The sequence below is a fragment of the Psychrobacter sp. L7 genome (assembly GCF_002810365.1).
GTDB lineage: Bacteria > Pseudomonadota > Gammaproteobacteria > Pseudomonadales > Moraxellaceae > Psychrobacter > Psychrobacter celer.
This window is the reverse complement of record NZ_NEXR01000004.1, coordinates 300,621-326,615: the sequence shown is the minus strand read 5'-3', so window position 1 is coordinate 326,615 and position 25,995 is coordinate 300,621. Positions and strand designations below refer to the sequence as shown.

The window sequence follows — 25,995 nt, the reverse complement described above, 5'->3', positions numbered from 1 at the left end:
AGCTGTCCTTCATGTCTGCATACTGCCTTAGCGCTCCCAGCGTACATTTTGGCGCATGATTTTCGCGGGCGTACCTGCGACCATGCAGTTTGGGGTGGTAATGGGTTTGTTGACAAAAGACCCTGCGGCAATGATACAGCCGCTAGCGATGGTGACATTTTTGGAGATAGTGACGTTGGCTGCGATCCAGATATGATCTTCCAATACCAAATCAGCGCGGGCCTGGTTTAGGCGCTCGTTGGACTCGGTGTCGTAGACTTTGTGGACATCGGTTGCACGGATTTCTATCCCGCGCGATATCATGCATGCTTTGCCGATGCGCACGCTTTTGTCACGTGCCAACACATAGCAGTCAATCGCCGTGGTCCGATCGCCGATATTAATGTGCAAATGATCGCCCACAATCAGCAGATGGCCTGAAAATTTGACGTGCTTACCGATGGTAATATGATTATGACTGCCATTGATATCGATATTGAGCTTGTTAAACTTCCCGTGCTTGCCGATACTGATTTGATTGTCATGACCTTTACGTATGGTAATGGCTGAGCCGCCGATGATACGTGCATCATGGGCGATGTCGATATGATTGTCCTGTCCGTTATCTGTCAATAAAAACCGCTGTCTGTAGAGTTGTTTGGGGAGCAGGGTTTTGAGGATAGAGGGCAGGGTCACTGTCTTTTTTGGCGTCATAATAGCAGGGCTTATGTGGATGAATGTTAGGCGTGATAGGCCGCTGGTCGCAGCGCTCTATGGGTCTTTATGGATTATGCCTTGAAAACAGCGCAAGTCAGAGCAATAAATAGCACAGAGACGAAGCATTTTATACTGTTAAAATTATTTCTTAACTGTCATTTCTCAAGTGCCATGTCTTATTTTAAAATTTACCACTTATGTATTTAATTAACGAGATTGTTTATGTTTACTGATACGCATTGCCATCTAAACCGTCTGGATTTAACCAAATATGATGGTCAACTGTCCGGCGCAATTGACGCGATGAAAGCGGCCAATGTCACGCGCGCGATGGCGATTATGTGTGATTTTGCTGAATATGATGACATCGCTCATATCGTCAGCACTCATAGCGATGAGGTGTTAGAGCTGGGCATGAGTGTCGGCATTCATCCTTGTGAAGATATCACAGTGCTGCAATCCGCGACAACCGAGCGGCTGATACAAACCGCTGATGCTGAGCATGTCTGGGCCATCGGGGAGACGGGACTGGATTACTACTGGTCAACAGAAAATAAAAAAGAGCAGCAAGCAAGTCTTGCTCGTCATATCTATGCCAGCCAGCAGCTCAAAAAACCCTTGGTGGTGCACATGCGCGATGCCAAAAAAGATACCCTTGATATCCTAAAAGCAGAAGGCGCTGAGCATGGCATTATTCATTGTTTTACTGAAGATTGGGAGACGGCCAAACGAGCGCTGGATCTAGGATTTTATATCTCATTTTCAGGTATCGTCAGTTTTAAGAGCGCACAGATGATTCAAGATGCGGCGCGCAAGATGCCCAAAGATAGAATCCTCATCGAAACCGACAGCCCTTATCTGGCTCCTGTCCCCAAGCGCGGCAAACCCAATGAGCCTGCCTATGTGCCGTATGTCGCCCGTTATCTGGCTCAGATGTATGAGTGTGACAGTGAGGAGGTTGGAGCGCTGACAGCAAAAAACTTTGAAAATTTGCTGGCACAGTACTGCTAAAATGGTTATGCTATGACCACTCAGTCATTTGTCGGGTAATTTGATGGTTTTGTCTCTTTTTTATTTCTAATATCGAGCGTAATCAGGCAGTTATCCATGACTATTTAGCAAACACGAGCATATTCCCTTTGGCAGTTCTCGAGCAGTCTTCATATAGTTGCATCCGCTTGTTGCCGATACATCCGTATAAACGATGGTTATATGCTTAATCTTGTCAAGTTTTAGGAGAGATTATGAGTCGTCAGCATCAGTTCAAAGCACGAGAAGAGAATATCTTAGCGATGGCAGAGCAACTGTTACTTGAGTCCGGCGATGGTGATATCACTTTGGACAGTTTGGCAGATCAGCTGGATTTGGCCAAAGGCACGTTATATAAGCATTTCTCCAGTAAAGATGAGCTGTATCTGCGTATTATTATTCGTTATGAAGAGCAGTTGTTTGAGATCAACCGTATTGATGACTGCCCATCAGCGGGGGTGGCTCGTATGATTTTGCAGCAACTGTTTAATCCCCAAAAAGCCATGTTGCTCAACCAGATAGAAGAGCGTCTGGCGGCCTCGGTGACAGGTCTTAACCGCTTGTTTGGCGAGCTGTACGACATTCGCCGTCAGCGTATGAAGCGTTTGATCGACATCATCAGCGCGTATCTAAAAGACGAGCACAGTAGTTTGAGCACTCGTGACTATTTGTCGTCAATTTGGGCGATGGGTCAAGGCGGGGCGGGGTTATTAAACTCAAGTTTTTATCAGCGTTATTTGGGTCGCCGCGACACCTTGCGTTATGCTTTTGTGCAGCAAATGCTGGAGTTGCCAAGTCACTACCCAGCTGCTGACGATGACGTGATGGATGAGGACATGCAAGAGTTGGTAGAGCAAATCGATACAGAATCAGAAGAGCACCGTAACACCAATTATTAGCGCGTTTCTCGTGTTAAAAATGATGATTTACATGAGTTAAGAACACATATCCCAACAGATAAAAACAGTGCCCAATGTAGGCAGTCACATCGCTCTGTGCTGTGGCCTTTTGGCAGGCAGCACAGCAATTTTTGTACTTACCTTAATACAATCATGAGCTTATAGGTGCAATATGCCGGTCACTGTCAAGACTCAGACTCGCTCAGCGACCAGCTCTCTAAGATTGATTCAATCAGAATTTAGTCAGTATAAGCTGTATGATAAGGCGTTTATGCCTGATGCTGATGGTCATACACTTCCTTTCATAAAAAACGCCCGTACTTCTTTTGTTCATACATCTGCTTCGGCACACTCGCACTTCATGTCTTCTAAATCTCAAACAGGTTTTACGCTGGTCGAAATCGTGGTAGTGGTGGTCATATTGTCGATATTCGCTGGTATGATGAGCCTATCTGTGGGCAGTAGTGAAGCGCGTAAAAACCGCGCGTTTTATGAGCATCTGACCGACTCACTCAGCTATGTACGGTTATTGTCCGCTGAGCGTATGCAGCCGATGGGTCTTAGTCTGCAGGCCGATAAGCGCGGTCAGGTGACGCCTGTGATTGTGACCTTGTCCAATCCCTATGCCGCGTATCAGGCAGCGAGCATCTCAGCAGATACCAATGATAGTACGCCCAAAAATGCCATGGAGCTGTCGGCAGAGCTGACTACCATGAGCGGTGGTTCTGATGAAGCTTTGCCAACGCCAAGCTGGGAGACTGAGACGGAGGTGACGCTGCCCGAGCTGCCATCTGGTGTTCATATCAGGGTGCAGAGCTTGGCGGCTGTAGAGGTATCAAGCGCTCAGCAAGCTCAGACATTGCAGCCTTGGTTTGTCGGTCAAATGGTGCCGCAGGTGGTTTGGTTTGGTACAGGGCAGGCCACGCCGGTGACCATCGAGGTGCTGCATGAGGCGCGGCTGGTGGGTGATGTAATCACGATTATGCCCGACGGTAGTATGATGATTGGACAAGGACAGTAAGTGATGAGCCAACACACCAACGCTTATGATAAAGCTGCCTCATCACATTTAGAGCAGAGCCAGCGCGGCTTTACGTTGATAGAGGTGATGGTGGCGCTAGCGATTTTGGCTGTGGTTGCTGTTGCAGCCAGCCGTGCCAGTAGCGCTTATTTAAGCTCAGTCGACATACTGCGAACCCGTACACTGGCGCATTTTGTGGCACAAAACGCGGCGGCGGATTTACGTATTCAAGAGACGTGGCTGACGGCCAATCGCACCCAAACGATCAATGCCCAAGGCCGAGATTGGCAGGTGGTCATGACGGTCAATGAGGCGATCACGCCTGCGCTAAAGGAAGTAAATATCTCAGTTGCGCCGATAGTAGATGGCCAAGCACGTACGGCTGTGACCGATATCAGTGTGATGCTAAGCAATAGTGAGCAAGACATCGGCAGCCTAGATATGGCAGGTTTGGCCGCATCTGGCGGTGCGCCATGAGGCAGCAGCGGGGCTTTACTTTACTAGAGCTACTGCTAGCAATGGCGATATTTGCCATGCTCGCAGTCGCAGGGTGGCAAGTGTTTGACAGTGTCAGCAAGTCGCGTGAGCGCGCCCAGCGTCATGCAGATGATTTGGCAGTATTACAATACGCGTATTTGCAGTTGCAACAAGATATGGGGCAAGTCATTGTTTATCAGGCCAATGAAGCGTCAACGACTGATGACTTAACCAATAACAGCAGCACAGATCCGCAAGCAACACTTCCGCCGCCTCAGCCGTTTATGAGCGTGGATGGTGAGTCTGTCAGTTTTGTACGATTTGCCGATCCTGATCCACGCTATCAGAGTAGCGCTAGTGTGCAGCGGATCGCCTATGTGTTTGCTAACGATCAGCTAATTCGCCGTCAATATCATACTATCCATAGTATGAATGGCGAGAGCACAAGCTTAGATAGTGTGCTATTAAAAGGCGTGAGTGCAGGACGCTGGCAGGCATTAATGCCAGAGCCAAGCGATCAGTTCCCTAATACAGAGGGGGAGCGCTTGGGTACATCGGCAACTCAAACGAGCCGCGTAGCCAATACAGCCAATACAGTCAATACTCAGGCCAAAATCACTCTTTTGCCAAAAGGTGTGGCGGTGAGCTTTACTTATCAAGACATGCCAATCACGTGGCAATGGGCGCTCGCTCCTAAGTCGCTAGCTGTTGGTAACTTTAAAACAGCAAATACAGTTAATGATGACAACAGCAACAATGATGATAATGGCGGTGCCCAAAACGATGATGCAGGGGGTGGTGTCTAAATGCATCCTTTATTCGATACTAGAGGGCAGTTATGTCGATGACAGCGAACTCACAGCGCGGGGTTGCCTTATTGACGATATTGCTACTGGTGGTCAGCATCACCGTCGTGGCAGGTGCCATGCTGGCCAGTCAAAAGATTGCCATCAGACGCAGTGGGTTGTTGTTTGAGCAAAACCAGCTTTTACAAGACATCCATGCTGGTCAACAGCTGGCCGTGACGCTGCTTCGCGCTGATGATGCGCTAAATGATACGGACAGTGAGCAAGATATTTGGGCGCAGTCGATCCCGCCGTATACTTTGGATGGGCACAGTATCAGTATCGAGGTGCGTGATGAAGCCAGTCGATTTAATATCAATAACTTATATCATGACGGCGCAGTGGATGGCACCGCATTGGTGGTATTTCAGAGGTTACTGGTACAGTTAAATTTGGCACCAGAGATTGCTATAGCTGTGCTTGACTACCAAGATAGTGACAGCACGGTTTATCAAGATGGCGGTGATGAAGGTGTGGTCTATGGACAGCAATCGAGGGGCGCGGCCAGCACACTGCCCAATCAGCCATTTGTCAGTGTGGAGCAGCTACAAGATATCGAAAAGGTCAGCGCTGAGGACTTAGCAGCACTACGTCCTTATATCACTGCAGTGCCTTATTATTTGCCTATCAATATCAACACTGCCAGTCCAGTTTTGCTCGCTGCCTTGACAGAGACGGCTGATCGTCAGCAGATGCAGGCGCTGGTCGATATGCGCGGCCAGCAAGCATTAGCGGCGATTGATGCGCTGTGGCAACTACCAGCGCTTGGTACGGTGAGCGCTGACGAGCGCCAAGCCTTGACTCCGCTGCTTGCTACCGAAAGCCAAGCATTTATGGCGCTAATCACGGCTGCTGATACTGGTGCAGGAAAACAACGCTTTGCCACCATACTGATCAGCAAAACGCCTGCCAATGCCGCAAACAGTAGCGGCGGCAACAACGAGGGCGTCGCGAGTGAGACCGATAAAATCGCTAAGCATATTCAGGTGGTGGCACAGCGCTTGTGGGCCTTTAGACCCAGCTTTTAAGCTGTAGAGCCGCTAATCTTTTAAACGAGTCTCTTCGCTTGATTTCCAGTTGTACGCACCATAAAACAGCATCTGTGCTTGCCGAGTACAGTTATGGAGCATCAGTTGTTTGTTTTTTTCGATTTCGTTTAGATCGATCTCGTCATCATGATCTTCGGTGTAAGTCAGCTCCAACCAATCGATGATCCAAGAAAAAAACATATTGATGCCAGCTTCAGCCAGTAGCCGTCGATCATAAGCATTGATGTGAGTAAAGGCTGGCTGCAACGCTAAGTCATCGGCTAGGTTTTGCGTGTGATTTTTGACCAGATCGCTGATGGCTTTGCGCACCGCATCAGAGCCGCCATAGCGCTCACTGACCAAAAACTGCCAATAGTACGGCTGATCGCTGACCATATACAAAAACAGCTGGATACTTTTGGCGATTTGCCGATCAAAACTGCGCTTACGGCCAATCTGCAGGCTATCACTCAGTATAGCGAGTGTACTGCCAAGCTCCTCAATCACTAAGGCGCGACCAAGCGATTCCATATCGTCAAAATGCCGATAAAATGCCGTCGGCACCACGCCCACCTCGCGGGTGACCTGCCGAAGACTAATAGAGCTAAAGGCTTGACCAGTCATACATAAATCGAGCACCGCATTAAAAAAAGCGTGCCGAGTTTGAAGTTTTTTTTGTTCGCGACTACTCATAGTATTTCAAAAATTATCCAGTAAAGGGTTATCATACGCATTTTAGCGCACAAATACGACCAAAATACGCAACGACTGTTAACTCAATAGTCGCCATATCGCACCCATTCATTTTTTTATCGCGGTTTTTCAAACGGACACGGTTTATACCATCGTCCCCCAATGCCCCTGTAACTCTTGCGCCAGTCGATAGGCTTCATGATCGTTCATACCCGTAATAAAATCTAGAATGCTTAAAATATTATGATAGACATTGTCTGATAACGTACGGCGCTGCTCATCTAAGTGCGGCTGTAGCAGCTTTAGCAAACGCTCCTGCTCAAAAGACATAGGCTGCGCGGCGCTTATGATCGTACTCCCCGTCCACGCCAGCGGCATAAAGGCATCTAAAAGACGATGCAGGCATTGATTGGCCATCAGCTCCATACGTACTTTACTTGGATGGTTAAATATCTGCTCACGCGCCAGCTGCTTGGCTTGATGGATGCCGCTTTGTACGCTGGTATCACAGTGGGCAAACAGGCTGCCGCTAAGGGTTCCCGCCAGTAATGCGTCATCATTGGCAACAAAAGCATCCGTCACGGTATTGACCAAGCGCATCATCGCCCGCGCGCGCAGTGATGCCAGACTTTGTCTGACAGACATATGAGCAGGTAACTCGATGGTACAAGGTCGCTCACCGATCAGCTCATAAAATATCGCCGCCACATCTTGATAAGTCAGCATATTTAGATTGATGCCGTCTTCTAAATCAATCAATGCGTAACAAATATCATCCGCCGCCTCTAATAGATATGCCAGTGGATGACGGGCAAAACCGTCATGCTGCTTGGAGCGCGGCAGATTTAAACACGATGCTAAGGTTTCTAGCTGCGCCGCTTCACTATAAAAGCAGCCAAATTTTTGTACTTTTTTGGCTTGCGATGGACGGGCTTGTAAGGTGGCAGCAGGGCGCTGCGGGTAGGTAAGGTGTGAGCTGTCATTGCTGTGGGTGGCCAGCCAAGGATATTTCATAAAAGCGCCCAAGGTTGCGCAAGTCAAACGCATGCCGCCTTTATCAGGATGATGCTCGTTACGTGCGAGCAAACGAAACCCTTGCGCGTTACCTTCGTAGGCCAATAAATCCAACTGCTCAGATGGGGATAAATGCTGCAAAACCGCCTGCCGCTCAGGATGGGCAAACCAGTCGCGAATGGCGTACTCACCTGCGTGCCCAAATGGCGGGTTGCCGATATCATGGGCCAGACACGCTGCTTGTACGATGACCCCGACATCAGCAGGCGAAACCCCAGTGGGCAGACCGTGGGACAGCTTATCATGGAGCTTTTCTGCTGCCATCATACCCAAAGAGCGCCCGATACAAGAGACTTCAAGAGAGTGGGTCAGACGGGTATGAATACCCAGCTGATTGGTCAAAGGATGTACTTGGGTCTTTTGATTGAGCTGACGAAAAGAGTGCGAAAATACCAGCCTGTCATAATCTTTATGAAACTGAGAGCGAGTGCTGGTATTGGCATTGTGTTTTTTATGAGCGCCGAGGCGCTGAGCGTTTAGAAGATGAGACCATTGGGTGGTGGCAGACGACAAAGACATAGAGGTGCCTAGCATATAAAAATATCCAAAACCAAGGGAGCCTCTAGCATAGCAAAAATAGCATCCTTGGCACAGCTGCTACTTAGTACCGCTTTCGTATTTCATACCACCGCTCAGCGTGATGATTGCTAGGCTGTATGGCAGTTAAAAAGTATCTGCTCATCGCTGATGGCGACCTCATCATCTAAGGTTTTGTTCAGTAGTATCGCCTCATCACCACTGACTTGCCAGATGATGCCGTGGCGGTCATCAAGACCGATATCGCTCATATAGGTTTGTTGGTCATTGCTCTCAGCGCTAGCGGTCAAGTCGTATTCGATACCATCGATGAGCAAATGCGCTGTCTGCGGTGTACTGTCGCTATGATAAGAAACGCCAATAGTAGCAGTAGGCTCACAAGAGAAAGGAGTGCTGTTGCTGGTATGAGCTGCATGATCGTGTCCTGCGTGCGCATGTTCATCGTGAATATGACTCTCATGACTGTGATCTTCATGATTATTAGGCCCTTCATGACCGTGTTCCATATCGCTATGCTCTTCGTAGCCGTGCTCTTCATGCTCTTTATTGTCATGAATTTCATGACCTTGTTCATGATCGACGTGATTATCTACTGGTGCTTCTTTAGATACCGCTGTATCGGTATCGTTGTTTGGCTGACAGCCCAATAGAGAGCCTGCCATCACACTTCCTAATATAGTAATACCTGCAAGGCTAGAAAAATAATTATTCACAGTATGAACCCTAAAATAAGTAAATAAAGATATGTTATAATATAACAATGTAGCGATAAAATAAAGCCGATGATGGAGAATATCCAACATCGGCTAATTAACTTTAAACAAGCTATACTATTTAGAGTTACACGTTAAATCTAAAGTGCATCACATCGCCGTCTTGGACGATATAGGTCTTGCCTTCTAGGCGAGATTTGCCAGCGGCTGCAGCGCCTTTTTCGCCGTTATACTCGATAAAGTCATCATAAGCGATGACCTCAGCACGAATAAAGCCGCGCTCAAAATCGGTATGGATAACACCAGCAGCTTGCGGTGCAGTAGCGCCGATAGCGACCGTCCATGCGCGCACTTCTTTGACCCCAGCAGTAAAGTAAGTCTGCATATCAAGTAAGTCGTAACCTGCACGAATCACTTGATCAAGACCAGCTTCTTCCATGCCCATGTCTTCTAAAAAGTCTTTTTTGTCGTCTTCGTCGAGCTGCGCGATTTCAGATTCGATTTGGTTGCACAAAGCGATAACGATCGAGTCTTCGCCTGTGGCGTAGTCGCGCACCGCATCAAGATAAGGGTTGTTTTCAAAACCATCCTCGCTCACGTTGGCGATATACATGGTCGGTTTCAAAGTGATCAAACCATAGCTGCGGATCAGTTTTTGCTCATCTTTATCCAGACCTGCTGCGCGTGCTGCTTTGCCTTCAGCCAATAAAGGTTCGATTTTTTTGAATACCTCAAGCATGGCCTGCGCGTCTTTATCACCGCCTTTGGCTTTTTTGCTTTGGTTTTGAATAGCGCGCTCGACTGCTTCTAAGTCTGCGAGCGCCAGCTCTGTATTGATGGTTTCGATGTCATCGATAGGGCTGACGCGGCCGTCGACGTGGACGACGTTGTCATCGTCAAAACAGCGTACCACATGTGCAATCGCGTCGGTCTCACGGATATTGGCCAAAAACTGGTTACCCATGCCTTCACCTTTGGATGCGCCTGCGACCAAACCTGCGATATCGACAAACTCCATGGTCGTAGGTAGCACGCGCTCAGGATTGACAATATCGGCCAGTTTTTTGAGACGAGGATCTGGTACAGGCACGATGCCGGTATTGGGGTCTTTGGTACAAAACGGAAAGTTTTCAGCAGCGATGCCCGCTTTGGTCAACGCATTAAATAAGGTGGATTTGCCCACGTTTGGTAGGCCGACGATGCCGCAATTAAAACCCATAATGGTCTCTCGATAGTATTATAAAATAAGGTCGGCCGATGCTCGATGAAAGCGCCAGCCAAAATTGGGCATATTGTAGCAAATTTTCCGAGGATAAGGGTGAGGTTGTTGCGGTGTATTTGGACTCAAATATCTATCGCAAGACTGGTCTCAGTACTGACATCAAAATACACATATGACGATGCCCTTGTTATGGGCGCTCTTATGAGCTATCGCCACGTGTGATTTGCGCGCAGGTGCGCCATTAATATCAGGCGAGTGGGGCGCTTGCGGGCTTTATGTTTGATAAAATAGCCTGTTATTCCTGAAAAAAATACCTTTATTAAAAACGTATAACCAAAAGTATTTTTCGGCGAAAAAATCCGTTAAATATGGGTTTATTAATTATCAGGTTCGCGTTATTATCACCCCCTGATATGCAAGACTCTACTACCTGTTAGGAAAGGATATTCTATGCGCTATGAGGTTATTGTTATTGGTGCTGGCATGGTTGGCACCTCAATTGCGTGGCATCTACAAAAAAATAATTCGCAAGTACTGTTACTAGATAAAAAACTCCCAGGGTCAGAGACCTCTTATGGAAATGCTGGCTTGATCCAGCGTGAAGCCATCCATACTCATCCTTTCCCGCGTCAGCTGACAGAGATGATTCGCGTACTGCCCAACCAAGGTACTGATATTCGTTATCGGATACCGGCTCTTTTGCGTTATCATCAAGCCTTGCTGCAATACTGGAAGTACTCGGCGCCAGCCACGGTTAAAAAAATCGAAGCTGAATGGCAGACGCTGATTGCGCATTGTACCAGCGAGCATCAAACCATGATTTCGGCATCTGGTGCCGATGAGCTGATCACGCGTGATGGATGGTTGCAGCTGCATCGCTCTGAAGACACCTTTAAAGAGGCAATCGAATCAGCCATTGCGGCTCGCGAGCAGGGCGTCGAGCACAACGTACTGAGTCTTGCAGAGTTGAAAGCGATGGAGCCGAGTGCCAACTTTGATGGGTTTGTGGGCGCGATTCATTGGCTCAACTCGTGGCAAGTTTCAAACCCAAGCGCCTTGGTCAAAGCTTACGCCAAAAACTTCGAAGAGATGCAAGGGACGATCAAAGAAAGTGACGTAAAAGAAATCGTCAAAGAAGGTGAAGGCTGGAAAATCATCACGGATAAAGAGACCTACTATAGTGATAAGCTGGTCATCGCTGCCGGCCCTTGGTCAAACGACTTGATCAAACCACTGGGTTATAACCTGCCGTTGTTCCCGATGCGCGGCTACCATCAGCACTTTAAAGTGACGGACAAAAACACCATCCATCACAGTATGTTTGATATGGACAAAGGCTTTGTCATGGGACCGATGCAGCAAGGTATTCGCATCACCACCGGTGCTGAGATGACCACCATGAACGCGCCAAAAAACTTCGGCCAATTACAGACCGTCCTAAAATTCGCGCGCAAAATTCTACCGCTAGATGACGCTGTCGAGAGCGAAGCGTGGGCAGGCTCGCGTCCTTGTATGCCAGATATGAAGCCGGTCATTGGTCCTGCACCTAAGCATGACAAGCTCTGGTTTGCCTTTGGTCATAGCCATCAAGGCTTTACTTTGGGGCCGATGACAGGACGCATCGTAGAAGAGATGATTCATGATAAGCCGCTATTGGTCGATATCACCCCATTTAGCGCTCAGCGTTTTTCTCGCTAGGCGCTAGAGCTACTTACCGGACAAATGCAACTTAACTTTCGTTAGATATTAAGGATAAAATACGATGAAAAAGCTACACAGCAATCAGCGTATGAGTAAAATCGTGGTACACAACCAGACCGTTTATCTGTGCGGTCAGGTGGGCAACGCAGAAGACGACATTAAAGCTCAAACCCTCACTTGCCTAGAAAAAATCCAAGCATTGCTCGAAGAGGTTGGTAGCGATAAATCAAAGCTACTCTCTGTGACCGTTTGGATTAAAGACATGGCAGACTTTGCTGCGATGAATGAAGTATGGGATAAGTGGTTTGAAGGCATACAGCCACCAGCGCGTGCTTGCGGCGAGTCTGCACTGGCGCGTCCTGAGCTACTCGTCGAGATGATTGCCACTGCCGCAGAGTAGCTTAGCGTTGCTACGAGCGGAGCGCTGCTATTATAGTGAGTTCAATATAAAAACGATACAGTGGTACTGGGATAAATTTTACGCAGCATCGAGCAGCGCAGGCACAGCACGCAAGGAAAATTTATACCAGTTCCACGTTGACATATAATGTATCTGTTTTATTTAGAATTGACTATAGTATGCAGTCAGAGCCAAACAAAAAGGACATGATAGCGATATCGTGTCCTTTTTTATTGGTATTCTTTATTGGTATTGTCCTTTGGCTTCTTGCTGTTAGCTTTTTTGTCATTACTCTACTGCGGTTTATAAATGCCAAGTTAAGCCCCATATCATAAAAACCATATACAACAAAAAAGAGTCTTATGATTTTTATCAGTCATACCATGCGTCTGAGCGATAGCGACGTGGAGATGCATGCCATTCGTGCGCAAGGGGCAGGCGGACAAAACGTCAATAAAGTCGCCTCGGCCATTCACCTACGCTTTGATATCAATGCCTCAAGCTTAAGCGAGGAGCACAAACAGCGTTTATTAAACAGTAAAGATAGCCGTGTCACCAAAGATGGTATCTTTGTATTAAAAGCGCAGCAGTACCGTACGCAGGAGCGCAATAAGATAGATGCGCTTGAGCGCCTCAAAGCCTTTATTTTGCAATCCACGAAAACGCTGCCGACACGTAAACCAACCAAACCCAGCAAAAGTGCTAAGCGTAAACGAGTCGATCAAAAGACGCAGCGCGGCAAAATAAAAGCGTTACGCGGCAAGGTGGATTTTTAATCACATGTTTAATCATGCTTTTCAATCACATTATGGTGGCCAGTCACACTGGCGCGTGAGTCTTATCGTCCCGTCCATACAGCATCGCGCTTTTCGATAAACGCATCAATGCCCTCACGCACGTCATCTGCCATCATATTGCAGCTCATCACTTTGCCTGCATAGTCATAGGCGTCTGCCAAGTCCATCTCCAACTGCTGATAAAACATATCCTTGCCAGTTTTGAGCGCGACAGAGGATTTGGCAGTGATGCTATCGATTAAAGTGTGTAGGCTGGCCGCCAACTGATCCGCTGGCGCGACACGGTTAATAAGCCCTTGCTGCAAGGCGGTACGGGCATCGATAAATTCACCAGTGATGAGCATCTCAAACGCTTGCTTGCGAGAGAGGTTGCGACTGACAGCGACAGCCGGCGTCGAGCAAAACAGCCCGACATTGATGCCAGAGGTGGCAAACTTGGCTTCATCAGCCGCCACGGCGAGATCGCAAGCGGCGACCAGCTGACAGCCTGCGGCAGTGGCGATGCCCTGTACTTTGGCAATCACGACTTGCGGCATCTGGTTGATGGTCAGCATCATCTGGCTGCATTGTTTAAATAATGCGCTGTGAAATGCTTCATCCGAGTGGGCGCGCATCTCTTTTAGATTGTGACCTGCACAAAATGCCTTGCCAGCCGCCGCGATGACGACCACACGGATATTGCTGTCTTGGGCGATATTGTCCAGCTCTGTCTGCATGGCGGTGAGCATATCGCTTGATAGCGCATTGAATTGTTTGGGGCGATTGAGAGTAAGCGTGACGACGCCGTTTGCCTCTTTATGGTTTTCTCTGATAACGAACGGATCATTGGTTTCAGGCGTATGGGTGTTGTACATTTATCTTCCTTGATAATGGGACATAAACCCAAATGATAGCATGGCTTATCAGTGATATAACAGCTGGCTTGTGATAAAAATAGCGTACCTAAATCATGAGTACGCTATGTATGAGGCAATAAATCTGCGGCCTAGTATGCACCCTCGCTATATATCAGCTCATAGCTGTGGCTATATATCTCAACGATATTGCCAAACGGGTCTTCCATATAAATCATACGATAAGGCTTTTGGTTAGGGTAGTAATAGCGCGGTTTTTCCATACGCTTTTTGCCGCCAGCGGCGACGATGCGCTCGGCCAGATCTTCTACGTTTGGGTCTTGCACACCAATTGCCATCGAAGCAGTAAAAAGCTGGCTAACCTAAGAAAGGCACGTTATTTTGTTTTTCCTATTATTTAATGATCAGGGCAGTGGCATTATATCTTGCTCGAGAGATTGCCCAAGTTTAATAGCCGCTGCAATATTGCTCGCAGTGGTCTCAATATTGTCATAAGCGCTGCCTAATACCTTATCTAGGCTATCTAGTTTTTGGATACTGGGCATGACAATGTCAAAGTGACTGGCTTGATCCGCGGTCAGTCCATCCACGCTACCACAAATGGCAATCACAGGTTTGCCGCCAGCTTTGGCAAGTTGGCTGATACCACCTGCGACTTTGCCCATGGCGCTTTGGGCATCGAGCCTACCTTCACCAGTAATCACCAAGTCAGCGTTTGCAATGTGTGCTGGTAAGCTGACCGCCTCGGCCACGGTATCAAACCCTGACTTTAGGCGAGCGCCGCAAAAGCTCATCAAGGCAAAGCCAAGACCGCCTGCAGCGCCAGCACCCGCAATGTCTTGACAGTTTTGATAGCCATGCTGTTCAGATACCTCTCCAAAATGACTTAGTGCCTTATCTAGTAGCGCCACTTGCTCAGGACTGGCGCCTTTTTGTGGCCCAAAGATAGCACTGGCGCCCGATGCTCCGCATAACGGATTGGTCACATCGCAGGCCACTTCAAAGGTGGTATCTTGCAGTTTTGGATGTAATTGTGAGCTATCTAGCTGTGACAGATGAGCAAGCGCACTACCGCCTTGTACCAAAGGCATGCCATCATGATCATAAAACGTAATACCCAGCGCCATTAGCATACCGAGTCCGGCGTCGTTGGTAGCACTACCGCCTAGACCAATAATGATGCGCTTGACGCCTTCATCCAACGCATCGGCGATCAGCTCACCCACTCCGTAAGTGCTTGTGACTAGCGGGTTGCGCTCATCCGTCGTCAATAAATGCAGACCGCAGGCGTGTGCAATCTCAATCACGGCCGTCTCGTTTTCTAGTAATAGATACTTGGCGGTGATGGGGCGCATAAGTGGATCGTTGACCGTCACTTCTTTCCAGCGTCCGCCCCGTACATAAGAGAGCACCGCAGAGGTGCCTTCGCCGCCATCAGCCATAGGCAGCAGCGTATAGTCGGCATTGGGAAACACCTGACTAAAACCAGACTGAATAGCGCGGCACACATCCAGCGCTTCTAAGCTTTCTTTAAATGAGTCGGGGGCGATCAGAATATTCATGTATGTCTCTTTGTTTGTCTTATATTTTTTGCTTATATGGTCGATTCAATTTTATAAACCAGCAATTAAATAAATACCAAGGTCAACAGCCAGATAAAGAGGATACTGGTCACCCCTTGAATGCCAGTCGCCATGGAGTGCGCTTTGTACGCTTGCGCGACACTCATACGGCTAAACTGGCTGACAATCCAAAAGAAGCTGTCGTTGGCATGCGAGATTGTCATGGCACCGGCGCCAATCGCCATCACACAAAACACGCGACCAAGCTCGCTGTCGAGACCAATTTGATCCAATAACGGTGCAACCATCGCTGAGGTGGTGACCAGCGCGACAGTGGTCGAGCCTTGCGCGGTTTTTAGCGCAGCCGAGACAATAAATGGCATAAAAATACCCAGCCCCAATGCCGACAGTGTGGTGCCTAAATAGTCGCCTATTGGCGTGATCTTTAGCATAGCGCCAAACGCACCGCCTGCGCCAGTGATGAGCAAGATAGGTGCTGCCACCACGAGGCCTTGCGAGATGCTATCGCTAATCTCCTGCGTTTTTTGTTCAGTGTTGATCAGTAAAAACGATAAAAACAGCCCAATAAGCAGCGCCGTCAAAGGATTGCCAATAAAGATGAGGATGTCTGCCAGCGTGCCGCTACCGAAAGGCGCGCTTGGAAAGTTGGCAATAGAAGATAAGCAAATCAAGACGATAGGCACGATAATCGGCAAAAACGCCATCGTGGCAGACGGCATACTGCCATAATCATCACGTGTTTTGATATTGTCAGGCATTGTCGCTGCGGGTGCACTTGTATTATCAGGCATGACATTCAAAAAACGATTGGACCACCACCAGCCTGCCAATACCGCAACCGCTGTCACTACCACGCCGACCATAATAACCAAACCTAGATTGGACTCTAAGCCCAAGTTACCCGCTGCAGCGATGGGCCCTGGGGTTGGCGGCACAAAGGTATGAGTGGCGTATAGACCAGTTGCTAAAGCAATACTCATCGCCACGCTAGATACTTTTAAGCGCTCGGCCAAAGACTCTTTTAAAGAGTTTAAAATAATATAGCCTGAGTCACAAAATACAGGAATTGAGACGACGGCACCGACGATAGACATGGTCAAAGTCGGGAAGCGTGGCCCCAAAACCTTGATGACAGACTCCGCCATCACAATGGCAGCGCCGGTCTTTTCTAGGATAAGCCCGATGATAGTACCAAAAACAATGACCAGACCAATATAGCCTAAGATACCACCGAAGCCATCAGAGATAGTCTTGGCGACGGTGTTGAGCGGTACTTGATAAAATAGCGCGACCAAAAAGGCAGATAGGATCAGCACTAAAAAAGGATGCCATTTTAGCTTTGCGGTGGCAAAAATAATAAAAAGAATGGTCAGCACAAGCCAAAATACAATCATTACTGTCTCTACATAATAGGGTGGATATCATCACTGCTTGTGTCATTGGTTATGCTGGTGTCAGTGCCCATACGCTTATCAGCAAGCATCTGCCATCAAGCAAAGCCATCATAGAACAACAGCAGTCATGATATGAGTTTTTAAAGGCGCATATTCTATAGCAAATACAGGCAGCGAGGAAATTTATTTAGCATAGTAGTCGGTGTCGACTGCCTTTGGTTATGCCAAAAACTCCATACTCTGCTAGTATGTACTCTTTGTTTAATAGCATCGACATTAGGATGACTGCCTTGACTCTCTTGCCCACCTTTACCGCCCCCACCATTGCCACGATAGAAAACAACGAGCTACGCCAGCATCTACAGCAAATCATCGACCTCAAGACCAAACCACGTGGCGCGCTGGGTCGTTTAGAGTCGCTGGCGCTGCAAATCGGCATGATTCAAGGGACGACGAGGCCGCAAATTTATCAGCCGCAAATTCGAGTATTTGCCGCCGATCACGGTTTGACCAAACATGGCACCTCAGCCTATCCAAGTGCTGTCACCGCGCAAATGGTTTATAACTTCTTGCAAGGTGGTGCTGCTATCAATGTGTTTGCCCGCCAACATAATATCGAGCTAAAGGTCGTCGATGCGGGAGTGGATGCAGACTTTGCCAATTCTCCTTTTAAAGACCATCCGCAGCTGCTCGATTATAAAGTTCGATACGGTAGCCGAGATGCCATGAGCGAGCCTGCCATGAGCGAAGCGGAGTGCATCGCTGCCCTAAGCAGTGGTATGGAAGTGGCTAAAGGCTTGGCAGGTAATTTGCTCATCGTCGGTGAGATGGGGATTGGCAATACGTCGGCGGCGAGTTTATTACTGGCACGCTTGGGTGAGATGTCGATTGCCGATTGTATCGGCCGCGGTACGGGACTTGACGATGCGGGACTACAGCATAAGACAACAGTTTTGACCCAAGTATTGCAGCGGCATAAAAACGCACAGACGCCATTAGAAGTGCTGGCGGCATTAGGCGGGCTTGAGATCGCCATGATGGCAGGGGCGCTGATTCAGGCCGCCAGTGAGCGCCGTATTTTATTAATTGATGGTTTTATTGCCAGTAGTGCATTATTGGCTGCCGATCATCTAGCGCCAGGTGTCGCGCAGTATGCCATCTTTGCTCATCACTCAGTCGAGCCAGGACATGCGCATTTATTAAAATTACTTAATGCTGAGCCATTACTCGATATGGGTATGCGTCTGGGCGAGGGTAGCGGGGCTGCGCTTGCTTATCCACTATTGCTGTCCGCGTGCAGCTTTATAAACGAGATGGCAAGCTTTAGTGATGCTGGCATCAGTGAGCAAAACAGCTAATGTCAAAGTTGCTGAACGAGCCACCAAACCAATTGCCAAACCAGCCAAAAGGTCAGTCAACGGAGCAACCAACACGGCAGTCAGAAAACGCGCCTTTAGATCGATCAGCGCCGCCACAGCAGTCTGTCGCAACGCCACGCATTGGTCAATGTATCAAACAAGAAGGCATACTGTTACTGGTTGCGGTGCAGTTTTTGACGCGCCTGCCGGTGCCCGCGTTTAAAACCTACGATCCGCAGTGGTTACACCAGAGTAGTCGTCATTTTCCTGGGGTAGGTCTGCTGGTTGGGCTACTTTGCGCGAGCGTATTTTGGCTAGGCAGTCTTTTATTTACGCCTTTGGTGGCGGCAGTGATAAGTACGGTCTTTGGAGTTAGGCTGACTGGCGCTTTTCACGAAGACGGTCTTGCCGATAGCTGTGATGGACTGGGCGGTGGTCTGACTCGTGAGCGCACGCTGACGATTATGAAAGACTCACGTTTGGGCACTTATGGCGTGTTAGGGTTAGTCTCTGCGCTATTGATTAAGATTTCTTTACTGGCGTCCATGCCGTTATCGGTGGCTATCGTGGCGCTAATTATGGCTCATACCGCGTCGCGCTTATTATGTATCAGTTTGCTTGCGCTATTGCCGTATGGCGGCGAGGTCGAGCATGCCAAGGCCAAACCAATGGCGCAGCAGTTGACACCGCTACAAGCGCTGTTTAGTAGTGGTTGGCTATTGGTGGCAGGCGCGCTCGTTGTCTACTTGTTTCCGAGCACTGTACAGCAGATCGGTCTGAGCCAGTGGATAGTAGCGCTGATATTGGCGCTGCTGGCGACAGACTATATGCGCCGCTTATTACTTAGGCGGTTAGATGGCTATACGGGTGATGGGCTAGGGGCGACGCAGCAGGTAAGTGAAATCGCCATATATGCGGGGCTGGCTGCTTCTATACCTTTTGTCTGAAGTATATAGTCAGTCCTACATGAAAGAGTACAAGTATTATGACGCGCTACTGGTATAAATTTTCCTTGCTTGCTGTGCCTACGCAGACAGATGCTACGAAAAATTCATCTCAGTAGCACTGTGTTTATTTTATGGTGAATTGACTATAAAAAAACAGGAGGCAAATTCATCAATGACGCTTTATATTTGGCGGCATCCAAAACCTATGGACACTGACGGGCGCTGCATCGGCCAGAGTGATGTGGCCGTCGATAAGCGCAAATTAAAACGTCTGGCGCATCGTGTCGAGCGTTTTGTGCGGCAGCATCAACTGCCAAAGGTGATCTGGGTAAGCCCATTACAGCGCTCACTCAAAGTCGGGCAGATATTGGCGCAGCGCGGTTTTGCCTGTCATGTCGCCCTTGAGCTTGCTGAGATTAATTTTGGTCAATGGGACGGTCAAGATTGGGCGCAAATCGCCAAGCAAGAGATCGATGACTGGTGTGCTGATTTTACTCACTTTGCACCCGATGGTGGTGAGAGTTTGCAGCAGCTATTTGAGCGTGTTGAAGGCTGGTTGCATAAGGTTTTGGCTAAACAAAACAACCCCCGAATACTAGCCATTGGTCATGCGGGCTGGATAACTGCTGCAAAAACACTCGCCGCTGGGCAGGATGTACCGAAGATAGCAGCAGATTGGCCAGCTTCAGTGGCGTACGGAGAGCGCCAAGACTTGTCTTTTCTTTTTTGAGCGTATTTTTAATGCCAGCTTCCATAATAATCCAATTAAAAAAAAGCCCTAATAACATGCTCTAATAAAAAGGCTCATAGTAAAAAACTGGCCATGTGTAATGACCAGTGTATTTTATCTTCTGCAGCGATGGACAAGGGCTTTTGCATCATTTAAGCAATCTTATCAAACCATGCTTTGTTATTATCAGGCGTCATAGAATCAAAGCTGACATAAATACCTTTTTCATCTAGTGTGGCATACCAGTGATCCTCATTACTGCCAGTTAACAGTTGAAAATACTTATTATTTACAATTCTACCGACAGTGTAAACCTCACCTTCTGCATAAAACTTATTACCTTGGATACATAACAATTTATCATTGGTATTTATCACACGACTGTCTAATGTTTTATCGTTCAACGTATCGTTATTTGGCATACTATTCGTCGTACCCTATCAACAAATGAGAGGGCGATAGCATAACAGTCAGATAATTAAATATATAGAGGGTTTTATAGAGGTTATCTTGTCATTAAGTATAAGATATTTAAAGGTTTATTGCAGATAGTTGCTAGAGTATATCATCAGGTAGCAACAAATAGATCAAACGAGATTAGCAGCGATCAGCAATAAAAAAAGCCAGCAACATGATGTCACTGGCTTTTTTAGAGTGCTACAAAGGCTTACTCTTCTGAGTAATCTTCGTTGTCGTCTTCTACATCGTCAGCTGCGTCTTCATTGTCGCCATCTTCAGACAAGATAGTGACCAAGATGCTAGCAGTCACGTCATGGTGTAGCTGAATATCAACATTGTATTCGCCCACTTGACGTAGAGTGCCTTCAGGTAGCTTGATTTCAGCACGGTCTACTTCTAGACCTGAGTTAGTCAATGCTTCAGCGATATCGCGAGTACCGATAGAGCCAAATAGCTTGCCTTCGTCACCTGATTTAGCACGCATGATGACATTAACGTCAGTTAATGCGTCAGCACGCTCTTGAGCAGTAGCGATTTCTTTTGCTTCTTCAGCTTCAAGCTCAGCACGACGTGCTTCGAACTTTTCAATGTTAGCTTTGGTCGCAGGTAGCGCTTTGCCCTGAGGGATAAGAAAGTTACGACCGTAACCTGGTTTTACATCGACAGTTTCACCGAGTTTACCAAGGTTGACGATACGCTGTAACAAAATAATTTGCATGAGTCATTCCTAGTTAACGGTTAAATTACTGATGGTTGTCAGTATACGGAAGTAGTGAAAGGTAACGAGCTTGCTTGATAGCAGTGGCTAGTTGACGCTGATACTTAGTAGACGTACCGGTAATACGGCTTGGTACGATTTTACCATTATCACTGATGTACTGTTTTAGCAATTCAACATCTTTATAGTCGATGTGAGTGATGCCTTCAGCAGTGAAACGGCAGAATTTGCGACGGCGATAGAAACGTGCCATGAGTATTCTCCTTTAATTAGTCTTCACTGTTGTCGTTGTCGTCGTTTTCACGATTGTCTGGACGACGAGTCGTTGCTTTGCGTGCGCGTTTTTCATCGGCATTCTTGGCTAACTGCGACTCTTCAGTGACAGCTTCGTCACGGCGCATAACTAGACTACGAATGATCGCGTCGTTATAGCGGAATAATTCTTCAAGTTCAGCTAAAGTATCACCGTCAGTTTCGATGTTGAAAAGAACGTAGTGAGCTTTGTGAATCTTGTTGATTGGATAAGCCAATTGACGGCGGCCCCAATCTTCAAGGCGATGGATAGCACCACCGTTGTCTTGAACCAACTTGATATAGCGTTCAACCATGCCGACCACTTGGTCGCTTTGGTCTGGGTGTACAAGTAACACCAGTTCGTAATGTCGCATTATGACTCCTTACGGATTAGTAGCTATTGACCCTATGTCAATAGCAAGGAGATTTATAAGGTAAACCCAACGCCCAGTTTTATAACACCCTATTTATAAAAATAGTTCTTATAAAATCTTGGAGATAAGCTTAGTTTATAAAGCGCCGTATTATAACAGTAGTGAGTGGCTAATACAAAGGTTAATCACTCATGCGCTGCTTATAGTACTAAAAAAGCAACGATCATACGCTGCTTTTTCAGTATGTAAAGATGTATTTAAGGATGAATTTAGAGATCGAGCTTGTTATTTATCGGTGGATTACTTCAGGGTTGGCTCTTTTGTCAGCTGACTGCTGTCGGCTTTGACCACCAACGTCTTAGCCAGTTTGTCATGCCAACCGATGTTTTCAGGGCTTTTGGAGGCCATATAATAATGAACGGCGACAACAACAAATCCTAAAAAGCTGGTAAACGAAAACAGCAAATTATAAATAATAAACAGCAGTAACGTACGCATACCGATGAGCTTGGTAAATGAGGGCAGGCGATGGGTGGTTTGATCGACCACACGAATACCAGTGATTAGCTTACCCAGTGACTGCCCGCGTAATGCGATAAATACCAGTTGCAATGCAAATAGGCCAAACACCATGATTTGCGACATCATCAATGTGCTACTAGGTAGGCTCTCCATCAGTGTCATAGAGTACTGGTACGCGGCGTCCATGTCTTGAATGTTTTGAAACTTACTATAGTCGACATCCATTTTGGTCAGTGCCATCACCAGCGGAAAGATCGCCAGCAGATATAGCAGTCCATTGATGGCAGTCGCTAAGACCCGTGACATAATTGGCGCTAGTACGACGTCGCCAACGACTTTGTCTTGGTTGGTGGCAGCTTTATTCAGCTGGGTTTTGTTTAATGAGACGTTATGATGCGGGGTGTGGTGACGATTGGTCGTCATGTCGACCTTGGTATTATTCGCCGTATCTTTACGCTCAGGTTTGCCGTACAGTCTATCTAAAGACACAGGCTTTTCGGTTTGATTACCTGAGGCATTGTCTTCTGGAAAGATAGTGACGTTGTTAATGATAGAGTCATTGACCTCAGCGCCATTAACCGGAGCGGGTGTATAGACCGTTTGGTTGTTGGTTAAGGTGCCGACACGTTGCCATTGCTCCAAGCCTTCATGCCACATCAGGTCATCTAGCACCACTTCGCCAGATGCCAACATGATATTGAGCTGCTCCAAATTGTATGGACCAGCTTGTACGTTATTTCGAGCAAGAAAAATTTGCATAATTGCCTGCATAGTTAGTCAAATATTAAGTCACTGTTTTTAAGCCACTACTTGTCTCACATTATATTAGGGTCTATTTGAAAAAATCAAATAGACCCTAAAAGTAGTACTTGTAATGACTGTATCAATCACCGTCGTGACTTAATGTAACGGCTTATTTTTTGTCTTCACCAGCTAAGAAGAACCAAGTGTCTAGCACTGAGTCAGGGTTTAGTGACACAGAGCTGATGCCTTGTTCCATGAGCCAGAACGCAAGATCTGGATGATCTGATGGACCCTGACCACAAATACCGATGTATTTGTCGGCTTTGCGGCAAGCCTCAATCGCCATAGACAATAGCTTTTTAACCGCAGGATCACGCTCATCAAATAAATGTGAGACGATACCTGAGTCACGGTCAAGACCGAGCGTTAGCTGAGTCAAGTCATTAGAGCCGATTGAGAAACCATCGAAATGCTCAAGGAATTCTTCTGCCAATAGAGCGTTGGTCGGTAGCTCACACATCATGATGACGCGTAGGCCGTTTTCACCGCGTTTTAAGCCATTTTTCGCGAGTAGCTCGATGACTTCTTTGGCTTCGCCAACGGTACGTACAAATGGAATCATGATCTCAACGTTGGTCAAGCCCATCTCGTCGCGGACACGTTTTAGTGCTTTACACTCAAGCTCAAAGCAGTCGCGGAAGTTGTCAGACACATAACGGCTGGCACCGCGGAAGCCTAGCATTGGGTTTTCTTCTGATGGCTCGTATAGCTTACCACCCAATAGGTTGGCATATTCGTTTGATTTAAAGTCAGACATACGAACGATGACAGGCTGGTCCATAAAGGCAACTGCTAGGGTTGAGATACCTTCGACCAATTTATCAACATAAAAATCGACAGGTGAGGCATAGCCTGCGATACGTTCATGGATGGCTTGTGAGATTTCGCGTGGCAAGCTATTCATGTTTAGTAGCGCTTTTGGATGCACACCAATCATACGGTTGATAATAAACTCAAGACGGGCAAGGCCGATACCTTCGTTTGGCATTTGGGTAAATGAGAAGGCACGGTCTGGATTGCCGACGTTCATCATTACTTTAAATGCTAACTCTGGCATGGTCTCGACAGAGTTGGTTTGTACTTCAAAGTCGATCTGACCTTCGTAGATAAAGCCTGTATCGCCTTCGGCACAAGAGGCGGTGACGTCTTGACCGTCGACCAATAGCTCAGTGGCGTTACCACAACCAACAATCGCTGGTACACCTAGCTCACGAGCAATGATAGCCGCGTGACAGGTACGGCCACCGCGGTTGGTGATGATCGCAGAGGCGCGTTTCATGACCGGTTCCCAATCTGGATCCGTCATGTCTGATACCAATACGTCACCTTCTTCTACTTTGTCCATCTCGTTTAGGTTGGTGACGATGCGTACTTTGCCTGAGCCGATACGCTGACCGATTGAACGACCTTCGCACAATACTTTGGCATCAGTGGTATCGATGACATAACGCTCCATGACATTGCTGTCTTGGCGGCTTTTGACGGTCTCAGGGCGCGCCTGTACGATAAAGATTTCACCGCTGTCACCGTCTTTTGCCCACTCGATATCCATCGCTTGGCCATAATGCTGCTCGATGGTGACCGCTTGCTTGGCAAGTGAGGTTAGCTCTTCTGTGGTGAGTGAGAACTGCATGCGATCTTGTTTTTCAACATCAACGGTCTTCACTGATTTTGACGTGCTGCCTTCATCGCCATACACCATTTTCTTATGCTTGCTACCGAGGTTACGGCGAATAACTGCAGGCTTACCATTGGCAAGTAATTTTTTAGAGATGTAGAATTCGTCTGGGTTCACCGCGCCCTGTACGACCATTTCACCTAGGCCGTAGCTTGAGGTGATAAAGACCACTTGATCAAAGCCACTTTCGGTATCAAGGGTAAACATCACGCCCGCGGCACCCGTTTCTGAACGTACCATACGCTGTACAGCAGCAGACAATGCAACACCTTCGTGCTCAAAACCTTTGTGCACGCGATAAGAGATTGCACGGTCGTTATACAAAGAGGCAAATACTTCTTTAATAGCGATTAAGACGTTATCAATACCGCGAATGTTCAAGAAAGTCTCTTGTTGACCAGCAAATGACGCATCTGGCAAATCTTCGGCAGTCGCAGAAGAGCGTACCGCAACCGCGATGTCTTCGCCGCCGCTCATGGCTTCAAATGACTTGCGTACTTCTTGCTCAAGGTCGCTTGGCAGCGCTTGCTCAATGATCCAAGTACGGATTTTTTTACCAGTGGCAGCAAGTTTGTTGACATCGTTGACGTCTAAAGCTTTTAGCTCGTTGTTGATCTTATCGAGCAAGCCTGTTTCGGTCAAAAAACGATTGAACGCATTGGAAGTCGTCGCAAAACCGCCTGGAACACTAACGCCTAAATCAGATAGGTGGCTGATCATCTCGCCGAGTGAGGCGTTTTTGCCACCGACCATATCGATGTCGTCTTTTCCTAACTGATCTAGATTGATTACAAGTGCTGTAGATTGCGCTGCCATGATAACTCCAGAAAATAAGGTTATTTAGTAAAGATTATAACGGTGAATTATACCGCTATATTTGTAGAATTTCGAGGGGTTGACCTAAAAAACTTGTGAAAAAGATACAAATTGTCGGATTTGCTACATAATTTATGATGACGCTATAAAGGCAGCTCTTATAAAGGTCGATCTGTATCCAAAAAATCTAAGCAAACAATCCGTTTATTGATATCTTCAAATGCTCACCGTTTCGACTGATTTTACCAAAATCACCAGCAATGATAACCACTAAAACCATCGATGGATGTTTTATAAAGCCTGTCGCCTCAAAAACCACATAACATGGCTGG

General features: G+C 47.4%; 27 protein-coding genes. 12 read left to right on the top strand and 15 right to left on the bottom strand.

Annotation, left to right across the window (positions count from 1 at the left end; translation table 11 throughout):
- Window positions 1-27: 27 nt before the first annotated feature.
- On the bottom strand, window positions 28-693 hold the full coding sequence (locus tag CAP50_RS07330; RefSeq protein WP_100749544.1) for an acyltransferase: 666 nt from the start codon (window positions 691-693) through the stop codon (window positions 28-30).
- 225 nt (window positions 694-918) lie between these two features.
- On the opposite strand from CAP50_RS07330, the gene CAP50_RS07325 reads away from it, so the two are divergent.
- The 6 genes from CAP50_RS07325 to gspK all read left to right on the top strand — a co-directional run bounded on the left by CAP50_RS07325 (window position 919) and on the right by gspK (window position 5,995).
- Window positions 919-1,707 carry a TatD family hydrolase gene (locus CAP50_RS07325; protein WP_075101591.1) on the top strand — a complete coding sequence of 263 codons (789 nt, stop codon included), beginning with the start codon at window positions 919-921 and terminating at the stop codon, window positions 1,705-1,707.
- A 233-nt stretch (window positions 1,708-1,940) separates the two neighbouring features.
- The gene (locus CAP50_RS07320) at window positions 1,941-2,624 is read left to right on the top strand and encodes a TetR/AcrR family transcriptional regulator (protein ID WP_075101590.1); all 684 of its coding nucleotides are present in this window, start codon (window positions 1,941-1,943) and stop codon (window positions 2,622-2,624) included.
- A gap of 172 nt (window positions 2,625-2,796) precedes the next feature.
- Window positions 2,797-3,645 carry a prepilin-type N-terminal cleavage/methylation domain-containing protein gene (locus CAP50_RS07315; protein WP_100749543.1) on the top strand — a complete coding sequence of 283 codons (849 nt, stop codon included), beginning with the start codon at window positions 2,797-2,799 and terminating at the stop codon, window positions 3,643-3,645.
- 3 nt (window positions 3,646-3,648) lie between these two features.
- Complete coding sequence (gene gspI / locus CAP50_RS07310; RefSeq protein WP_100749542.1) at window positions 3,649-4,122, top strand: type II secretion system minor pseudopilin GspI; 474 nt, start codon at window positions 3,649-3,651, stop codon at window positions 4,120-4,122.
- On the top strand, window positions 4,119-4,928 hold the full coding sequence (gene gspJ, locus CAP50_RS07305; RefSeq protein ID WP_100749541.1) for a type II secretion system minor pseudopilin GspJ: 810 nt from the start codon (window positions 4,119-4,121) through the stop codon (window positions 4,926-4,928). Before gspI ends, gspJ begins: the two co-directional genes overlap by 4 nt.
- A gap of 38 nt (window positions 4,929-4,966) precedes the next feature.
- A complete protein-coding gene (gene gspK / locus CAP50_RS07300; protein WP_100749573.1) occupies window positions 4,967-5,995 on the top strand; it encodes a type II secretion system minor pseudopilin GspK in 1,029 nt (342 codons plus the stop codon).
- 12 nt (window positions 5,996-6,007) lie between these two features.
- On the opposite strand, the gene CAP50_RS07295 is transcribed toward gspK, so the two are convergent.
- The 4 genes from CAP50_RS07295 to ychF form a co-directional block, all read right to left on the bottom strand.
- A complete protein-coding gene (locus CAP50_RS07295) occupies window positions 6,008-6,688 on the bottom strand; it encodes a TetR family transcriptional regulator (protein ID WP_075101587.1) in 681 nt (226 codons plus the stop codon).
- A gap of 144 nt (window positions 6,689-6,832) precedes the next feature.
- The gene (locus CAP50_RS07290) at window positions 6,833-8,281 is read right to left on the bottom strand and encodes a deoxyguanosinetriphosphate triphosphohydrolase (RefSeq protein WP_172953079.1); all 1,449 of its coding nucleotides are present in this window, start codon (window positions 8,279-8,281) and stop codon (window positions 6,833-6,835) included.
- A gap of 128 nt (window positions 8,282-8,409) precedes the next feature.
- A complete protein-coding gene (locus CAP50_RS07285) occupies window positions 8,410-8,961 on the bottom strand; it encodes a hypothetical protein (RefSeq protein WP_100749540.1) in 552 nt (183 codons plus the stop codon).
- Window positions 8,962-9,139: 178 nt separating this feature from the next.
- Window positions 9,140-10,231, bottom strand: coding sequence for a redox-regulated ATPase YchF (gene ychF, locus CAP50_RS07280; protein WP_075101584.1), 1,092 nt, complete (start codon window positions 10,229-10,231; stop codon window positions 9,140-9,142).
- A gap of 453 nt (window positions 10,232-10,684) precedes the next feature.
- Here ychF and CAP50_RS07275 point away from each other — a divergent pair, with 453 nt between their 5' ends.
- The 3 genes from CAP50_RS07275 to arfB all read left to right on the top strand — a co-directional run bounded on the left by CAP50_RS07275 (window position 10,685) and on the right by arfB (window position 13,111).
- The gene (locus CAP50_RS07275; protein WP_075101583.1) at window positions 10,685-11,932 is read left to right on the top strand and encodes an NAD(P)/FAD-dependent oxidoreductase; all 1,248 of its coding nucleotides are present in this window, start codon (window positions 10,685-10,687) and stop codon (window positions 11,930-11,932) included.
- Window positions 11,933-11,996: 64 nt separating this feature from the next.
- A complete protein-coding gene (locus CAP50_RS07270) occupies window positions 11,997-12,335 on the top strand; it encodes a RidA family protein (RefSeq protein WP_075101582.1) in 339 nt (112 codons plus the stop codon).
- Window positions 12,336-12,697: 362 nt separating this feature from the next.
- Window positions 12,698-13,111 (top strand): alternative ribosome rescue aminoacyl-tRNA hydrolase ArfB, encoded by a 414-nt coding sequence (gene arfB / locus CAP50_RS07265; protein ID WP_075101581.1) that lies wholly within the window; start codon window positions 12,698-12,700, stop codon window positions 13,109-13,111.
- Between the two features lie 62 nt (window positions 13,112-13,173).
- Here arfB and CAP50_RS07260 read toward each other — a convergent pair whose 3' ends face one another.
- From CAP50_RS07260 to CAP50_RS07245, 4 genes are all read right to left on the bottom strand, one after another.
- Window positions 13,174-13,986, bottom strand: a complete 813-nt coding sequence (locus tag CAP50_RS07260) for an enoyl-CoA hydratase (protein WP_075101580.1) — start codon at window positions 13,984-13,986, stop codon at window positions 13,174-13,176.
- A gap of 131 nt (window positions 13,987-14,117) precedes the next feature.
- Window positions 14,118-14,312: a hypothetical protein gene (locus CAP50_RS07255; RefSeq protein WP_241900689.1), complete on the bottom strand. Its 195-nt coding sequence runs from the start codon at window positions 14,310-14,312 to the stop codon at window positions 14,118-14,120.
- 78 nt (window positions 14,313-14,390) lie between these two features.
- Window positions 14,391-15,548: a glycerate kinase gene (locus CAP50_RS07250; protein WP_075101579.1), complete on the bottom strand. Its 1,158-nt coding sequence runs from the start codon at window positions 15,546-15,548 to the stop codon at window positions 14,391-14,393.
- Window positions 15,549-15,613: 65 nt separating this feature from the next.
- The gene (locus CAP50_RS07245; protein ID WP_075101578.1) at window positions 15,614-16,963 is read right to left on the bottom strand and encodes a GntP family permease; all 1,350 of its coding nucleotides are present in this window, start codon (window positions 16,961-16,963) and stop codon (window positions 15,614-15,616) included.
- Between the two features lie 281 nt (window positions 16,964-17,244).
- On the opposite strand from CAP50_RS07245, the gene cobT reads away from it, so the two are divergent.
- From cobT to CAP50_RS07230, 3 genes are all read left to right on the top strand, one after another.
- Complete coding sequence (cobT, locus tag CAP50_RS07240; protein ID WP_075101577.1) at window positions 17,245-18,321, top strand: nicotinate-nucleotide--dimethylbenzimidazole phosphoribosyltransferase; 1,077 nt, start codon at window positions 17,245-17,247, stop codon at window positions 18,319-18,321.
- Window positions 18,321-19,268 (top strand): adenosylcobinamide-GDP ribazoletransferase, encoded by a 948-nt coding sequence (gene cobS / locus CAP50_RS07235; RefSeq protein ID WP_083608559.1) that lies wholly within the window; start codon window positions 18,321-18,323, stop codon window positions 19,266-19,268. Before cobT ends, cobS begins: the two co-directional genes overlap by 1 nt.
- 172 nt (window positions 19,269-19,440) lie before the next feature.
- Window positions 19,441-19,998: a histidine phosphatase family protein gene (locus CAP50_RS07230; protein WP_075101576.1), complete on the top strand. Its 558-nt coding sequence runs from the start codon at window positions 19,441-19,443 to the stop codon at window positions 19,996-19,998.
- A gap of 152 nt (window positions 19,999-20,150) precedes the next feature.
- On the opposite strand, the gene CAP50_RS07225 is transcribed toward CAP50_RS07230, so the two are convergent.
- The 6 genes from CAP50_RS07225 to ppsA all read right to left on the bottom strand — a co-directional run bounded on the left by CAP50_RS07225 (window position 20,151) and on the right by ppsA (window position 25,663).
- Window positions 20,151-20,420 (bottom strand): hypothetical protein, encoded by a 270-nt coding sequence (locus CAP50_RS07225; RefSeq protein ID WP_241900688.1) that lies wholly within the window; start codon window positions 20,418-20,420, stop codon window positions 20,151-20,153.
- Window positions 20,421-20,665: 245 nt separating this feature from the next.
- Window positions 20,666-21,175 carry a 50S ribosomal protein L9 gene (gene rplI, locus CAP50_RS07220; protein ID WP_075102155.1) on the bottom strand — a complete coding sequence of 170 codons (510 nt, stop codon included), beginning with the start codon at window positions 21,173-21,175 and terminating at the stop codon, window positions 20,666-20,668.
- Between the two features lie 25 nt (window positions 21,176-21,200).
- Window positions 21,201-21,428 (bottom strand): 30S ribosomal protein S18, encoded by a 228-nt coding sequence (gene rpsR / locus CAP50_RS07215; protein WP_058368567.1) that lies wholly within the window; start codon window positions 21,426-21,428, stop codon window positions 21,201-21,203.
- A gap of 16 nt (window positions 21,429-21,444) precedes the next feature.
- The gene (gene rpsF / locus CAP50_RS07210) at window positions 21,445-21,843 is read right to left on the bottom strand and encodes a 30S ribosomal protein S6 (protein ID WP_075102154.1); all 399 of its coding nucleotides are present in this window, start codon (window positions 21,841-21,843) and stop codon (window positions 21,445-21,447) included.
- Between the two features lie 300 nt (window positions 21,844-22,143).
- Window positions 22,144-23,124 carry an RDD family protein gene (locus CAP50_RS07205; RefSeq protein WP_241900687.1) on the bottom strand — a complete coding sequence of 327 codons (981 nt, stop codon included), beginning with the start codon at window positions 23,122-23,124 and terminating at the stop codon, window positions 22,144-22,146.
- A 154-nt stretch (window positions 23,125-23,278) separates the two neighbouring features.
- Entirely contained in the window at window positions 23,279-25,663 is a 2,385-nt protein-coding gene (ppsA, locus tag CAP50_RS07200) for a phosphoenolpyruvate synthase (protein WP_075102152.1), read from the bottom strand.
- Between the last annotated feature and the right edge of the window lie 332 nt (window positions 25,664-25,995).

Bases quoted from the DNA above. Each gene is read 5' to 3' on its own strand.
- CAP50_RS07330 (WP_100749544.1), bottom strand. From the start codon at position 693: ATGACGCCAAAAAAGACAGTGACCCTGCCCTCTATCCTCAAAACCCTG.
- CAP50_RS07325 (WP_075101591.1), top strand. From the start codon at position 919: ATGTTTACTGATACGCATTGCCATCTAAACCGTCTGGATTTAACCAAA.
- CAP50_RS07320 (WP_075101590.1), top strand. From the start codon at position 1,941: ATGAGTCGTCAGCATCAGTTCAAAGCACGAGAAGAGAATATCTTAGCG.
- CAP50_RS07315 (WP_100749543.1), top strand. From the start codon at position 2,797: ATGCCGGTCACTGTCAAGACTCAGACTCGCTCAGCGACCAGCTCTCTA.
- gspI (WP_100749542.1), top strand. From the start codon at position 3,649: ATGAGCCAACACACCAACGCTTATGATAAAGCTGCCTCATCACATTTA.
- gspJ (WP_100749541.1), top strand. From the start codon at position 4,119: ATGAGGCAGCAGCGGGGCTTTACTTTACTAGAGCTACTGCTAGCAATG.
- gspK (WP_100749573.1), top strand. From the start codon at position 4,967: ATGACAGCGAACTCACAGCGCGGGGTTGCCTTATTGACGATATTGCTA.
- CAP50_RS07295 (WP_075101587.1), bottom strand. From the start codon at position 6,688: ATGAGTAGTCGCGAACAAAAAAAACTTCAAACTCGGCACGCTTTTTTT.
- CAP50_RS07290 (WP_172953079.1), bottom strand. From the start codon at position 8,281: ATGTCTTTGTCGTCTGCCACCACCCAATGGTCTCATCTTCTAAACGCT.
- CAP50_RS07285 (WP_100749540.1), bottom strand. From the start codon at position 8,961: ATGGCAGGCTCTCTATTGGGCTGTCAGCCAAACAACGATACCGATACA.
- ychF (WP_075101584.1), bottom strand. From the start codon at position 10,231: ATGGGTTTTAATTGCGGCATCGTCGGCCTACCAAACGTGGGCAAATCC.
- CAP50_RS07275 (WP_075101583.1), top strand. From the start codon at position 10,685: ATGCGCTATGAGGTTATTGTTATTGGTGCTGGCATGGTTGGCACCTCA.
- CAP50_RS07270 (WP_075101582.1), top strand. From the start codon at position 11,997: ATGAAAAAGCTACACAGCAATCAGCGTATGAGTAAAATCGTGGTACAC.
- arfB (WP_075101581.1), top strand. From the start codon at position 12,698: ATGATTTTTATCAGTCATACCATGCGTCTGAGCGATAGCGACGTGGAG.
- CAP50_RS07260 (WP_075101580.1), bottom strand. From the start codon at position 13,986: ATGTACAACACCCATACGCCTGAAACCAATGATCCGTTCGTTATCAGA.
- CAP50_RS07250 (WP_075101579.1), bottom strand. From the start codon at position 15,548: ATGAATATTCTGATCGCCCCCGACTCATTTAAAGAAAGCTTAGAAGCG.
- CAP50_RS07245 (WP_075101578.1), bottom strand. From the start codon at position 16,963: ATGATTGTATTTTGGCTTGTGCTGACCATTCTTTTTATTATTTTTGCC.
- cobT (WP_075101577.1), top strand. From the start codon at position 17,245: ATGACTGCCTTGACTCTCTTGCCCACCTTTACCGCCCCCACCATTGCC.
- cobS (WP_083608559.1), top strand. From the start codon at position 18,321: ATGTCAAAGTTGCTGAACGAGCCACCAAACCAATTGCCAAACCAGCCA.
- CAP50_RS07230 (WP_075101576.1), top strand. From the start codon at position 19,441: ATGACGCTTTATATTTGGCGGCATCCAAAACCTATGGACACTGACGGG.
- CAP50_RS07225 (WP_241900688.1), bottom strand. From the start codon at position 20,420: ATGCCAAATAACGATACGTTGAACGATAAAACATTAGACAGTCGTGTG.
- rplI (WP_075102155.1), bottom strand. From the start codon at position 21,175: ATGCAAATTATTTTGTTACAGCGTATCGTCAACCTTGGTAAACTCGGT.
- rpsR (WP_058368567.1), bottom strand. From the start codon at position 21,428: ATGGCACGTTTCTATCGCCGTCGCAAATTCTGCCGTTTCACTGCTGAA.
- rpsF (WP_075102154.1), bottom strand. From the start codon at position 21,843: ATGCGACATTACGAACTGGTGTTACTTGTACACCCAGACCAAAGCGAC.
- CAP50_RS07205 (WP_241900687.1), bottom strand. From the start codon at position 23,124: ATGCAAATTTTTCTTGCTCGAAATAACGTACAAGCTGGTCCATACAAT.
- ppsA (WP_075102152.1), bottom strand. From the start codon at position 25,663: ATGGCAGCGCAATCTACAGCACTTGTAATCAATCTAGATCAGTTAGGA.